Below are 13,733 nucleotides of genomic sequence, written 5' to 3' on the forward strand. Positions count from 1 at the left end.
GACCATCATCCTGCCCGACGTGCCGGAAATCATCTCGCCAATCATCTATGCGCTGCCGATCCAGATGCTGGCCTATTACGCCGCCGTCTTCATGGGCACCGACGTCGACCAGCCGCGCAATCTGGCGAAATCGGTGACGGTGGAGTAGGGCGGATGGCTAATCGTCTCCGCCGAGAGGAGGTGACCAATGAGTCGGCAATTGGGACGAAGCCCTTGCGATCGAAGCTGCATTTTTCGTCGATCACAGGTAAATGGGCCAGTTGCGCTCTTGAGGTTTTCATCGTCGCAATGATCAGCTTTTTGCTGGCCAGCGCCATCGGCCTGATGGTCCCCATTTTGTTGATAGGTCGAGCCTAGCAAGCGCGAGGAATATCCTTCGTCCGTTCGAACGAAGACAAGTAAGGAGATAGGGATAAAATTCGTCTCACGCGGCATTTGGCGCCGTGGGGCAGTAAGCAGAAAATACAATGGCGGTGAGGGCCGGGGTTGATGAGTTTCAGCGATGGTCTATGCGCAGAATACCAAATTAAAGTGTCTCCGCTGGAACGTCACGTTCGTTAATCGACGCCTATTGATTTTATCTCGAGGGATACGCGGCACAGCGCGTTGCACCATATTTCGTTTCGTTCCGTTAACCCTCATTCTGTCATTTGCATCTCCAGCCTACAGTCAGCTTGCTCCGGAAACGTCAGCAGTCGGCGCAGCTAGTGACAGTTCGTCGATCGTGGTTTTGCACCACATCGATTTCGAGAAAGAACCGGGCAACGCGCAACCGGGCGCGCCCGGGTCCCATATATCCCATGCAGTCCTCGGTGAAGCGCAGGCATCCAAGGATGCACACAAGCCGCTCGACGAGAACGTGGAAGGTTTGCGCCGCGAGTTGGCCGCAGCACGAGCGGAGCTCGCCAGGCAAGCTCAAGCCTTAAAAGCACAGCAGCAAACAGACGAAGCGCTCTCGCACAGTCTGGAGACGGCGCAACGCGTTATCGAAAATCTCCGGGCGGCAGCCACTCTCTCTGAAACCTCGGACAACAGCGTGCCGGGAGCCAACCCCTCCATGGAAGCCTCCGAGGCTCCTGCCAAGCAAGCGCTTGAGGACGAGCGCCAGAAGGTTGAGCTCTTGAAGCGACAACTTTCCACGGCATATCAAACGATCGATGCCCTCAAGACAGGCGCAAATCTGGCCGCAGTCGGGCAGGCCAGCGCCGCAAAGGACCGCCAAGTGGCCGAAGCCGCTTCCAAGCAGGCTGGGGAAGAACTCAAACTGGAACGCGAACGAGCAGATTCAGCCACAAGGGAGCTCGACTCTGTCCGGAAGGAACGCGATGCGTTGAGGCAGCAATCGATTGTGTTGAGTGCGGCGCTGGACCAGGAGCGTGAAAGGTCTAACGGTTTGGCCCGCAGCCTCAGTGCCGCGCGTGAGACAATTGACATCTTCAAGGATAAGCGTCGCATTACAGCCTTGCAGCGCGCGCCGAGAGTACGCGCCCCAGCGGGTGAGCTTGCAGCTAAATTATCGCGCTCAGGGGCAACCCGTAAACCGCCCTCGCAGGAGAAACAGAAGGAAAAGGGCCAGGACCCATCGCAATCGGAGGTGCTGGCTACCATCGATCTTCCCGCGGCATTGCTCCCAACGCGCCCCCCGAAAAAGCGCGGCCTGCGCCAGTGAGGACCAGGGAGCGAAATGTATGCCGCACGGGAGCATGACAATGAAAAATTGCGTCGTGGCCGCATTGATGATCGGAATGGCAGTCGGGCCTGCCTCGGCTTTTGAAACAGGCGTTGGCGGTCACGTCGGCGGCATCGGACTCAGCGCAGGGGTGAGCGGCGGCAGGCAAGGCACATCTGTGGGGGTGGGCGCGAACGTCGGCGGTCTCGGGATCGGTGCTGGAGTGAGCGCCGGTGCGCAAGGTACGTCTGTGGGGGTAAGCACGAGCGTCGACGGTGCGGGCGGAGCAAACGTTGGAGCTTCGGTTGGCGCGGGTGTCGGCGTCGGCGATGATGAGTCCGCCGAAAACCAATCGGCTACCGCTGCCGGCAGTCCGGTCGCGGTCTCGGCAGCGACTGCCAAGACCACCAGAAAGTCGATGGTTCTGCCGCCTGTCCTAAGGCCTTCCAAATCAGGGCGGGGCTTCACCAAGGGGTATCCCTTTGGATTTCTGGGAGCACTGGAAGCGATTCCCGGGACGCCAGTTGCGGTCGTGCAAGCCTGCCGCTCGGCGGTCATGTCCGCTGCCAAGCCGCTTGGGGCCATCCGTGTCCGCGCGGCAAGCGCGGGTGCCTTGCGTCAACGCCGCGGTGCAATCTCGGCGCCGATCAAGGTGCGAGTGGACTACGCAAGGCAAGGTGGCATCGAAGTCCGGCAGGCAAAGGTCAATTGCAGTCTCGATAGAGCAGGCCGGGTCACCGGAATAAAATAGACCTATGGCCTGTAAGGCCCTGGCGCGCGGCGCCACGCTTGGCGATGACCATGCCCCAAGTCTGATTTTGGGAACCCGCCGCTTGATTAGACCTGGTGAACCTGAAGCCGCTGTTCCCGGTGCAGCGAGGAACCGGGCTGGTGGAGTTTCTCCCTGCAAAACCCGTTGGGTTGAAGGACAGGGAGCTTCGCGAGAATCCTAGCCTGTAGTGTAGCGACCGGACTCTCAAGAACGATGCAGCTGTGCAATCGTATCGCCTGGAAAGGGCCGATGCTATATCTCCTCGGTATAGGCGACAGTGAAACTTCGTGCCGAGATGGGAAAGATCGTTTCCATGCCTAGATTCTGGATTGTTATCTGTCTTTGGCGACCTGTTTTTCTATCACTGATCATCCAACTCGTTGAAACCGCATGCTTTGCAGCGGTACGCATGGTTCGGCTCCTCTTCGCGACGGAGCATCCTGACTGTGCCGCATGCGACCCAACAGATTGGGCACGAGAAATTGCCTCCGTAGCGCGGCCGGTACACTTTCAGGCGCCCGTCCGCGAGATCCGCGGCCTTCAGTCGTTCGGACATCTCGGCCAGGCTTTTGTAGGCTTCGGCGATTTGGGTTCGCAGGGTTTCTCGGTCGTTCGCTTGGGCGAGCGCTTGTTCCTTCGCGCGAAGAGTGAGTTTTTTGGCAAACCGCTCCATCATTCGCTGCCTGATCTACCTCGTCTCGGGAGTGGAGATAGGGGTTGCTTGAAGCAGGACGATAGGCCGTAAGGACTAGTTGACCCAATGTGAGCTTCAGCTAATTTTAGCTACGACGAGAATTCAAACCCCCTCGTCAGCCTTTGATGAAACTTCTCGCCCGCGGGCTCAAGCCGGCGGGCTTTTTTCATGTCTGTATGTCCTTGCTGACCTCATCGAGCATCTTCAGTGCAGCACTTTTTCTGCAGGCAGCACCAGCAAAGCGCGTTTATGAAAAACCGAAGCTGGACAAGAAGGGCAGGCTGACAGCTGTCACGGCTTCACCGCAGGCTTCTCCGGCTGTGCCGGCACAGCCGACGCCAACCTAAGTTATTGTTGAGCAACGCAAAGCCTGCTGGCGATTGCCCTTCCCCGCGCACTGGCGGATTGGACTATGATAGGCGCATGCTCTGCATCTTTTGTTCGAAAAGCGCGAGCTTGGTCAAATAACCGATCCTAATCTTCGCGTCGCATCGATCGCAGTTGAAGGTAGATATCACCTTCACCCAAGAGCCCTTCTTCACCATTACATGGGAGCAGTTGGGGCATTGAAATTCGAGGTACTCGTCCATCATTTCTTCGGAAATAGGCATGTGCCACTCCCCTCAGCGATTTACTGAAACTAAGCGGTGGCGGCCTTCCAGCCGAGCCACGAATGCGCGGCTCGAACCATAACCTTGGGCAAAGGTTCCATCGCCCGGCTTCGGTCCTAAGGTGCAATAGACCAAAGTCCCAATATGCTTGTCGGAAGTCATTTAAGAGGCGGCCCTCGGCCGCCGTGACCTCCGAGCAGGAAGGCAGGTTATCACTCTCCCCACCAGCCCGGTACCGTTCACCGGATCAATGCGGCCTGGTGCCAGCCGCAACCCGCGTGATCGACCTGCATCCTGCCGTGCTGGCAGCTATGAGGAGCAGCGAAATAGGGCGGCGGTCCGAGAGCTGTGATCTGACCGGCCGAGGTAATGCTGATCAGCAAGCGGCATCCCGACACAAACAGCTGCTCGGCGACCAGCACGGCGAATAAGGAACCGACCGCACAGCCAATGGCGCCAAGCGTCTGGCCATCCAGCTCGAACTCGTCAAGGACAGTATGATAGCAGGCCCAGCCCGCCGAGGGACGGGCGCGGCCTTCTTTCCGCAATCGGCGCACGATGTCGCCGTCCGGATCAAGCACGCACACGGAAGGCACGGGCTCCAGCGGCAGGCCTTTCTGCCGCCGTGCCTCCCGCAGCATGTTTTCAACCTGAAACACGGACTCGGCCGAATAGTCCTTCAGCTCAAGCAGCGGCGACTGCGGAATTAGCTGCGTCATATTGTTCGTCCAAGAATCTTTGGAGGCGGGACCACTTCAGGCCGCTGCCTCAACCGGAAGGCCTGCAGCCTTCCATTCGGGATAGCCGTCCTCGAGCCGGTGAACGACATATCCTCGCATCCGCAACGCCGCGACAGCTTCGAAGGACAGAACGCAATAAGGACCACGGCAATAGGCGATGACCTCTCGGTTCGCGGGCAGCTCCGCCAGCCGGCGATCAAGCTCAGCGAGCGGGATGTTGAGCGCCCCCGGAAGATGTCCGAGCGCGAATTCGTCCTCCGGCCGGACGTCGAGAACCGTGACGAGGCCATCATGAAGCCTTGAGACAAGGTCTTCGCGCGACACTGCCTCCAGAGCGTCGCGAGCGTGGAAGTAGTCGGTCATGACGCGATTGACCTCGGCGACGTTCCGCTCGCCCACGCGCCCAAGGGCCTTCATCAATTCAACCACCTGGGTATCTCCGGCAAGGCGATAAAGCACATGCTTGCCATGCCGCTGCGCCTCGACAAGTCGCGCGCGTCGAAGAATTTGGAGGTGGCGCGAGGCGTTGGCAAAGTTGAGGCCAGCCCGTGCCGCAAGTCCCTCGACGCTGCGTTCGCCCTGGGCGAGGTGCTCCAGCAATTCCAGCCGGTGCGCATGCCCGAGAGCTTGAGCCACTTCGGCAAGGCTGGCGAAAATTGCCTGTTTTGGCCCGATGCTTGACATGCGATCTTCTCGATGAAACATTCAGCAGAATAATTGACTGTTACCTCAAGCGAGGTAGAGAGCGCAAGTCATGATCCTCCGTCAATTCCTCCATTCCGACCCGGTCGCTGCATCCTACCTGTTCGGCTGTGGTGGCAAGTCGGCCGCCGCCGTCGTCGACCCGGTCGGCGACATCGCGCCGTATCTCAGGGTTGCCGTGGCAACCGGCATGCGCATCCTGTATGTGGTCGATACGCACATCCATGCCGACCACATTTCCGCCGGGCGGGCGCTTGCGGCTGCCTCCGGCGCCCAATATGTGCTCTTCCAAGGCGTGGAAGCGGGGTTCCCGTTTCTGCCCGCCAAGGACGGTGACGTGCTCGAACTTGGCAACGTGACCATGACCGTCATGCACACGCCCGGGCATACGCCGGAACACATTTCGCTCCTGGTCACCGACAGGACACGCGCGGCCGAGCCATGGTTCGTGCTGACGGGCCACACTCTCTTGGTTGGCGATCTCGGACGAACCGAACTTGCAACCAGCGCCGAGGCCGGCGCGCGGACGCTGTTTTCCAGCGTGCGGCGTCTCAAGCAACTGCCAGATCACGTCGAGGTGCTGCCCGGCGCCTTTTCCGGCTCGGTCTGCGGGCGCTCGCTCAGCGGCAAGCCGACATCGACGATTGGCTTCGAGAAGCGCTTTAACAAGGCGTTCCGCATCGACGACGAGGAGGCCTTCGTCGCAACGATGATCGCAGACATACCGCCTCCGCCGCCGGATGCGGCGCGCAACCGCGCCGCCAATGCCGGCTTGGCCGCCGCTGCGGCCTGACTGATGAGCGACGCATCGGTTTCGCAGTCAGCAGCAGGCTCGGCCGTCAGGCTTGGGCTCAAGGAAAACTGGCGGCAGTTTGCTCTTCTGATGCTGGTGAATGCCTTTGTCGGCGGCATGGTTGGGATCGAGCGAACGGTGGTGCCGCTCATCGGGTCGGAAGAGTTCGGCATCAAGTCAACGACACTCGTCGTCTCCTTCATCGTCAGCTTCGGCGTGGTCAAGGCGCTTGCCAATCTCGTCTCGGGCCAGCTCGCCGATACCTGGGGGCGCAAGCGCGTTCTCGTCCTCGGCTGGCTTGTCGGCTTGCCGGTTCCGTTCATGATCATCTGGGCTCCAAGCTGGGGATGGGTGATTGCGGCCAATGCACTGCTCGGCGTCAACCAGGGACTCGCCTGGTCAATGACGGTGGTCATGAAGGTGGACCTCGTTGGCCCGAAGTCACGCGGCCTCGCCGTCGGACTCAATGAATTTGCCGGCTATCTCGCCGTCGGCGTGACGGCGTTCCTCACCGGCTATCTTGCTTCGCGATACGGTCTGCGACCGGTGCCCATCTATCTCGGGATCGGCTATGCCGTCGCAGGCACTGTGTTGTCGGTGCTGCTCATCCGCGACACGCGCGGCCACCTCCGGTTGGAAACATCCGCTCACGCGCAGCAATCCGCGCCGATCAGCTTCCGGGAAGTTTTTGCGCTGACCTCGTTCCGGGATCGCAATCTGTTCGCGGCATCGCAAGCCGGCCTCGTCAACAACCTCAACGACGGCATGAGCTGGGGTATTTTCCCACTGTTCTTCGCGTCCTTCGGCCTCGGCGTCGAGCGCATCGGCATCCTGAAGGCGATCTATCCGGCGACCTGGGGGATCCTGCAGATCGTCACCGGCCCCTTGAGCGATCGGTGGGGTCGCAAGGGTCTGATCGTCGCCGGAATGTGGATCCAGGCCGGTGGCTTGTTCCTCACCGCGGCCACGAGCCGGTTCGAATGGTGGCTCGTCGGCAGCCTTCTTCTCGGCCTTGGAACGGCAATGGTCTATCCAAGTCTGATCGCCGCCGTTTCCGACGCTTCGCACCCCAGCTGGCGCGCCCGCTCGCTCAGTGTCTACCGGTTCTGGCGCGATCTCGGCTACGCGATCGGCGCGCTCTCCGCAGGTCTCATCGCCGATCGCTTCGGGCTCTCATCGGCGATCACATCGGTCGCCGCATTGACGTTTGTCTCTGGCGCGATTGTCGCTATCGTAATGCAGGAGGCTGCAAAAGGTCCGCGCCCACCATCCGCTGCCGGCGAATAGTCGACCGAGGGCGGGTCGGCCTGACATCCAGTGGCTCATATGGATTCGCTCACACTCATCCTTCGGTTCATTGGCGTAGCGCAACTGGCCATCATCGCTTGCCTGGCCGTTCGTGACCTGCGCTTCAGCCTCGTCGGCTACCTCGTTGCATTGTTCTGTTTTGGGGTCGCCACGTATTTGATCTGCCCAGTCATTGCAGTCCACGGCGATCTCGGGCTTCTGGACGTTCTGATCTATTTCGGCTGTTTCGGGAATCCAGTCTTCTTCCTGCTGCTGTCGCAGTCGATCTTCGATGACCGGTTCCGCCTGAGACCAGCGCACGGCGCTTTGCTCGCTTTGGTAGAGATGCTCGGATTCTGGCGCTTGGCGGAGCTGATCTACGGACCTTGGAATTGGGGCTTCGACACAACAGCCGCGTCCCTGATTGCCCAGCAATTCGCCGCACTCGGCATCATCGTCTGGTCACTGGTCGCAGCCTACCGGGGGCGCAGGATCGACCTGGTTGAACCGCGTCGACGCTTTCGCGAAATATTCGTCGCCAGTTGCGGAAGCTACATGCTCGTCGTCGTTGCCTCTGAGATACAGCTCAATGGCCGCATGGCTACCGAGGGACTCGCGCTTATCAATGTGGCTGTTATCGTCGCGTTCGTGCTGGTCGCATCGTTTTGGATGCTGCGGTTCTCGGACAGGGTGTTTGCCATTGCAGCACCAGGACGCAAGCCGCCCTGGGAGGTCCGCGCGCCAGTGGATCAGGATCTCCTGAAATCCCTGGAGGCGTTTATGAGCGCAGGAGGTTTCAGGCAAACCGGGCTCACCATCGGCGGGCTTGCCGACCACCTGCAGGCAAAGGAGCAGGGCCTGCGGCGCATGATCAACGGCGAGCTGGGATTTCGAAACTTCAACGCGTTCCTGAACAGCTACCGGATACGCGAGGCCAGTGAACTGTTGGCAACCAGTGGAGCTGGCCGCCTTCCGATCCTCACGATTGCCATGGACCTTGGCTACGGCTCGATTGGTCCTTTCAATCGAGCCTTCAAGGAAGCGATCGGCAAAACGCCCTCCGAGTATCGGGCGTCTTTTCTTCTGACCCAGAATAGCGAAGCGACTCCTCAGCGGTAGGGTCGGAAAAACCGCGCCGATTCCGGAATCGGTGCTATTTTGTAAGAGTTCGGCGAGACACCGCCCGACACGCGCCCACTTATGCTCCCGCACTGAGGGATCAATCCGCTCAGTTGATGGGAGCTGCACTATGAAGCCTGACTTTATCGCCCGCCAGGGAAGACGTCCCAGTGGCCTGCTCGGCCACATCGTGGCGCGCGTCATGGCGATGGAGACGAGAGTGGAAAACGATCGGGCGCTTGAGCTGCTTGAGTTGCGGGCCGATGACGATGTTTTCGAGATCGGCTTCGGCCACGGCGCCACCCTTTATCGTGCGGCTCAAATCATTCGCGAGGGGCATCTCGCCGGCGCCGATTTCTCGGACGTGATGGTCAAGATCGCAAGGGGTCGCAATCATCGATCCATCGAGGAAGGTCGCATGGATCTCAGACTTGCGGACACCGCAAGTCTGCCGTTTGGCGATGAGAGCTTCGACAAGGCTTATAGCGTCCATACGATCTATTTCTGGGCGAGTTTGGAGCAGCATTTAAGGGAAGTGCTGCGCCTGCTTCGCCCCACAGGGCGCTTTGTGCTTGGCTTTCGCCCGCATGAGGATGCGAATGCCGTCGCTTCTTTTCCGGCATCGATCTACCGATTCCGGACAATTGCCGAAGTGCAAGCCGCGCTACAGTTCAGCGGCTTTGCCGTGGCCAAGACTATCACCTCACCGCTGCAGTCGCGCCTCATGACGTGGATCGTTGCGGAAAGGCCGGCTCACGGATAGTGGGGCCGCCAATCAGCGCCGCGCATGCTTGCATTGAGATGCATGCCGTGTGGTACCGCAGGGGTTTGAACCCCCGCGACGAAAATGCATTTATTATCAAATGGTTGAGAGAAACCAAGGGCGTTGGAGTCTCCGTTTTTGACGTGTTCGAGGCAAAAATACGCAACAATGTCAGATGGTTATGTGATTGTGGTGGTAGCGGGAGACCGCTACAAGCGATCCCCACATTCGGAACCGGTGCCATTCATATATCGCGTCGCATCGTAGCGAATGTGCCAGCTACCAGAAAAGGAAGATATGCCCCGTTGCGGACTCTCTCGGCGGCAGAGGTCTTTGTGACCGCTTTGCGCACCATCCAGGCCGCCGGAATCCTATCTTCCCACCGCCCGGAAGCAGACATGGAGCCGCGCCCGAGAGTCAAGCTTGTCCCTAAAGGCTACGCCTCGCCGGTACTGTCAATCAGGCGTCTGGCGTGTAACACTGCTTGCTAATAAATGGGTGGGAAAGCATTCCGCTTGCACTTGGCGGAAGGTCCCTTGGGGAGAAGCCAATATGCAGGGTTCAGTCGAAAGCGACCTTGCCAGCCGCCTGGCATCCGCCAACCGGCGTATTGCCGAACTGGAAAATACCAATGCAGTCGCGGCGATCGAATTTGACCGTCTTTGCGTTGAAAACAAGCGTCTGACGCAGGTCGCCGAGGAACGCACAAAGGAACTCGCCATTCTCAACAGCGTTGGCGAAGCGATGGCGAAGACGCTGAATGTCAAGACGGTGACCCGCATCGTCGGCGACAAGGTGCGCGAAATATTCGGGGAGGACATCACCGAAATTCTGTTGCACGACGAGGCCTCTGACCTCATCACCGTCCCTTATTCATTTTACCGCGAGTACCAGGACGTCGAGCCCTTCACTTTAGGCGCGGGACTTACCTCCAAGGTCATTCTCTCTGGAAAACCGCTGGTTCTCGCGACGTTCGAGCAGTCCCTTGAGTTCGATGTGATCGCACTCACCGAAGCGGAGCGATCAGAATCATACATAGGCGTGCCGATCATCGCCGGAGGCAGAACGCTAGGCGTTGTCAGCGTGCAGAGTTACCAAAAGAACGCGTTCAGCGAAGACCACGTGCGTCTTTTGCAGGCGCTCTCTTCGAGTATGGGTGTTGCCATCTCCAACGCTCGCCTTTTCGATGAGACGCAGCGACTGTTGAAAGTATCAGAGGGCCGCGCAAAAGAACTCGCGATCCTCAACAGCGTCGGCGAAGCAATGGCCAAGACGTTGAACGTCAAGACCGTCACGCGAATCGTCGGTGACAAGGTGCGCGAGATATTCGGAACAGACGTCACCGAAATCCTGCTGCGTGATGAGAAGTCTGATCTGATCACCGTACCCTATGCGTTTTACAGGGACTATCAGGACCCCGAGCCATTTGCGATGGGCGAAGGTCTGACCTCCAAAGTCATACTGTCAGGCAAGCCATTGGTTTTGGGTACGACTGAGCAACACGTTTCTCTGGGCGCACTTATACCTACAGAAGATGACAGGACCGAATCCTACTTGGGTATGCCGATCATCGCTGGTGACAGGATTTTGGGTGTCGTCAGCGTTCAGAGCTACGAGAAGAATGTCTTCAATGAAGATCATGTGCGTCTGTTGCAGGGGCTGTCATCCAGCATGGGCGTCGCCATCTCCAACGCACATCTGTTCGATGAGACGCAGCGCCTGCTGAAAATGACAGAGGACCGCGCAAAGGAACTGGCCATTCTCAACAGCGTCAGCGAAGCGATGACGAAGTCGCTGAACCTGGACACCGTTATTCGCCTCGTGGGCGACAAGGTGCGGGAAGCCTTCGGCACCGAGGTCAGTGAAATTCTATTACACGATAGCGAGTCCGGGCTGATCCATGTCCCTTATGCATACTTCAGGGAGCATAGGTCCATTGATCCATTTCCAATGGGCATAGGCGTGGCGTCAAAGATCATCACAACAGGTAAGCCATTGGTTTTTGGCACTCTGGAGGATGGAAAAGAGCTGGGGGCTTACTTTCCCAACGAAGAGGACAGGACTGCGTCCTACATAGGCGTTCCAATCAACTCTGGTGAACGAACACTGGGTGTTCTCAGCGTGCAGAGCTATCAGAAGCATGCTTTCGACGAAAACCACGTGCGCCTGCTGCAGACGGTCGCCTCCAACATGGGCGTTGCGGTCGCCAATGCACGCCTTTTTGACGAAACCCAGCGTCTGCTCAAGGTGACCGAGGCCCGCGCCGCAGAACTGGGCGCCATCAGCGCGGTCAGCCAGGCGCTCATCGCGGAATCGGAACTCGAAAGCACGATCCAGCTGATCGGCAACCAGATGCAGGAAATCTTCAACGCCGATATCGTTTATGTCGCCCTGCTCGACCGTGAAACGAAGCTAATTCATTTCCCCTATCAATTTGGCGAATCCTTCACCACGCTCACCCTCGGCGAAGGGCTGACAAGCAAGATCATAGAGACCGGTGAGCCATTGCTCATCAACCAGGATGTAGCGGAACGCGGCGCCCAGATCGGGGCCACTCCCGTCGGCAAGGATGCCCTGTCTTATCTTGGCGTCCCCATCAAGACGGCTCAAGGCACTATGGGCGTCATTAGCGTGCAAAGCACGACCCGGGAGGGCATATTCAACGATGACTCGCTCCGATTGCTCTCCACCATCGCCGCCAATGCTGGTGCCGCCTTGCATAACGCGCAGCTATTCACGGAGCTCAGGCAACTATCTCTCGCGCTGCAGCAGGCAAAGGAAGCGGCCGAAGCGGCAAATGAGGCGAAAAGTTCATTTCTGGCAACAATGAGCCATGAAATCCGCACACCGATGAATGGTGTAATCGGCATGAGCAACTTGCTCCTTGGTACAAAGCTTGATGACGAACAACGCGAGATCAGTGAGACTATCAACCACAGCGGGGAAGCACTTCTAAGCATTATCAATGATATATTGGACTTCTCCAAAGTTGAAGCCGGCAAGCTGGAGCTCGACCCTCAGCCTTTTGAACTGCGCCAATGCCTTGAGAGCGCGATCGACCTGATAGCCCCCAGGAGCGCAGAGAAGGGGCTGGACCTTGGCTGTTTGGTGGAGGCCGGCACGCCGGAAGCCATCATCGCGGACAACAACAGGTTGCGGCAGGTTTTGATCAACCTGCTCAACAATGCCGTTAAATTCACTGAGCGAGGCGAGATCGTACTTTCCGTGTTGGAGGTTCCAAACGGAGCCGCGGACGTCAGTCCACACAGGCAAGGCGAGCGGAAGATGTGCACACTCCAGTTCTCGGTGCGCGACACCGGCATAGGCATAGCCAAGGACCGCATGGATCGCCTCTTCAAATCATTCAGCCAGGTCGATGCCTCCACGACGAGACGTTATGGCGGAACCGGGCTCGGTCTCGCGATCAGCAGGCGTTTGGTGGAATTGATGGGCGGTGAGGTCTGGGTGGACAGCGTTGAAGGCAAAGGCACGACGTTCTTCTTCACCATCCGCGCTCCTGTCGCCTCAAGCCACAAACCAGCTCACGCACCGCCAGAAAGGGACGAATTGGCGGGCAAGCGACTATTGGTGGTCGATGACAACGCGACAAACCGGCGCATCATGTCCCTGCAGGCGCAGTCCTGGAACATGGCGGCATCTGAAAGCGAACGTCCCGCCGACACTCTTCAAAGGCTTGCGGGAGGAGAGGTCTTCGACGTCATCATTCTCGACATGAATATGCCCGGCATGGATGGGCTCGAACTGGCCAAGAAAATACGCGCACTCGATGGTCAAGCTAACGTTCCGCTCATCCTGCTCAGTTCAATGGTGCCTTTGTCGGAAGACAAGAGGAAGGAGATGGAAAGCATCGAATTCGCCGCCACCCTTTCCAAGCCGATCAAGCCATCGCCGTTGCTCAATACGTTGCTGTCGATCTTTGTCGGAACCCCGACTCGCTTCATCCGATCCAATCAGCCGAAGGGACCGGCTCTCGATAGCACCATGGCGCAGAAGTTTCCGCTTCACATCCTCCTGGTCGATGACAATGCCACCAACCGAAAGCTTGGCAGCAGGTTCTCGAGCGCCTGGGCTACAAGCCGGAGCTGGCGGTCGACGGGCAGTCGGCGGTCGCCGCATACACCAAGGGCGGTCATGACATTATCCTGATGGATATCGAAATGCCCGATATGGACGGTCTAGAAGCGACAAGGTTAATCCGTGGGTCGGGCAGCCAACATGCCCGTCAACCGTTCATCATCGCCCTGACCGCCAACGCAATGGCCGGTGATCGCGAGAGGTATCTGGATGCAGGGATGGATGACTATCTCAGCAAGCCGCTGCGCGTAGAAGACCTCATCGCCTCGCTGAACAGGTCGGTGCCGGGTGGCGGACAGAGAGTTGCCGGCGCAGCGGGAATTTTCGAGGAACCCGGCGTGCCAACGCTCTGAAATCGAAAAGGCGGCCTGGCGCAATCACCACCGTGCTCGTGGCAGCATTGATTGAAAATTATGTGCTATCGCTAATTTAGCAAGCCTGAGATAGCCTGCCTATTGAATGGGATGAATTCTGACGAATTTAAGCAG

13 protein-coding genes are annotated in these 13,733 nt (G+C 58.6%); 10 read left to right on the forward strand and 3 right to left on the reverse strand.

The window, feature by feature from the left end; translation table 11 throughout:
- The first annotated feature begins 153 nt into the window (after nt 1-153).
- The 3 genes from AC04SG_RS09820 to AC04SG_RS09830 all read left to right on the forward strand — a co-directional run bounded on the left by AC04SG_RS09820 (nt 154) and on the right by AC04SG_RS09830 (nt 2,420).
- Nucleotides 154-357, forward strand: a complete 204-nt coding sequence (locus tag AC04SG_RS09820) for a hypothetical protein (protein ID WP_488550864.1) — start codon at nt 154-156, stop codon at nt 355-357.
- A gap of 145 nt (nt 358-502) precedes the next feature.
- Nucleotides 503-1,669: a hypothetical protein gene (locus tag AC04SG_RS09825; RefSeq protein ID WP_488550865.1), complete on the forward strand. Its 1,167-nt coding sequence runs from the start codon at nt 503-505 to the stop codon at nt 1,667-1,669.
- Nucleotides 1,670-1,709: 40 nt separating this feature from the next.
- Nucleotides 1,710-2,420 (forward strand): hypothetical protein, encoded by a 711-nt coding sequence (locus AC04SG_RS09830; protein WP_488550866.1) that lies wholly within the window; start codon nt 1,710-1,712, stop codon nt 2,418-2,420.
- 382 nt (nt 2,421-2,802) lie between these two features.
- On the opposite strand, the gene AC04SG_RS09835 is transcribed toward AC04SG_RS09830, so the two are convergent.
- A complete protein-coding gene (locus AC04SG_RS09835) occupies nt 2,803-3,114 on the reverse strand; it encodes a hypothetical protein (protein WP_488550867.1) in 312 nt (103 codons plus the stop codon).
- Nucleotides 3,115-3,260: 146 nt separating this feature from the next.
- On the opposite strand from AC04SG_RS09835, the gene AC04SG_RS09840 reads away from it, so the two are divergent.
- On the forward strand, nt 3,261-3,482 hold the full coding sequence (locus tag AC04SG_RS09840) for a hypothetical protein (protein WP_488550868.1): 222 nt from the start codon (nt 3,261-3,263) through the stop codon (nt 3,480-3,482).
- 503 nt (nt 3,483-3,985) lie between these two features.
- On the opposite strand, the gene AC04SG_RS09845 is transcribed toward AC04SG_RS09840, so the two are convergent.
- A complete protein-coding gene (locus AC04SG_RS09845; RefSeq protein ID WP_488550869.1) occupies nt 3,986-4,465 on the reverse strand; it encodes a nucleoside phosphorylase-I family protein in 480 nt (159 codons plus the stop codon).
- 36 nt (nt 4,466-4,501) lie between these two features.
- On the reverse strand, nt 4,502-5,170 hold the full coding sequence (locus AC04SG_RS09850) for an ArsR/SmtB family transcription factor (protein WP_488550870.1): 669 nt from the start codon (nt 5,168-5,170) through the stop codon (nt 4,502-4,504).
- 70 nt (nt 5,171-5,240) lie between these two features.
- Between AC04SG_RS09850 and AC04SG_RS09855 the strand changes: the two genes are divergently transcribed.
- The 6 genes from AC04SG_RS09855 to AC04SG_RS09880 all read left to right on the forward strand — a co-directional run bounded on the left by AC04SG_RS09855 (nt 5,241) and on the right by AC04SG_RS09880 (nt 13,598).
- On the forward strand, nt 5,241-5,981 hold the full coding sequence (locus AC04SG_RS09855; protein ID WP_488550871.1) for an MBL fold metallo-hydrolase: 741 nt from the start codon (nt 5,241-5,243) through the stop codon (nt 5,979-5,981).
- Between the two features lie 3 nt (nt 5,982-5,984).
- Complete coding sequence (locus tag AC04SG_RS09860; RefSeq protein WP_488550872.1) at nt 5,985-7,268, forward strand: MFS transporter; 1,284 nt, start codon at nt 5,985-5,987, stop codon at nt 7,266-7,268.
- 39 nt (nt 7,269-7,307) lie between these two features.
- Nucleotides 7,308-8,387, forward strand: coding sequence for a helix-turn-helix transcriptional regulator (locus AC04SG_RS09865; RefSeq protein WP_488550873.1), 1,080 nt, complete (start codon nt 7,308-7,310; stop codon nt 8,385-8,387).
- Nucleotides 8,388-8,589: 202 nt separating this feature from the next.
- Nucleotides 8,590-9,150, forward strand: a complete 561-nt coding sequence (locus tag AC04SG_RS09870) for a class I SAM-dependent methyltransferase (RefSeq protein ID WP_488550874.1) — start codon at nt 8,590-8,592, stop codon at nt 9,148-9,150.
- A 552-nt stretch (nt 9,151-9,702) separates the two neighbouring features.
- Nucleotides 9,703-13,317, forward strand: a complete 3,615-nt coding sequence (locus AC04SG_RS09875; protein WP_488550875.1) for a GAF domain-containing protein — start codon at nt 9,703-9,705, stop codon at nt 13,315-13,317.
- Nucleotides 13,254-13,598 carry a response regulator gene (locus tag AC04SG_RS09880; RefSeq protein WP_488551005.1) on the forward strand — a complete coding sequence of 115 codons (345 nt, stop codon included), beginning with the start codon at nt 13,254-13,256 and terminating at the stop codon, nt 13,596-13,598. Before AC04SG_RS09875 ends, AC04SG_RS09880 begins: the two co-directional genes overlap by 64 nt.
- Nucleotides 13,599-13,733: the final 135 nt, after the last annotated feature.

It is taken from the genome of Mesorhizobium sp. CNPSo 4684 (assembly GCF_057784315.1).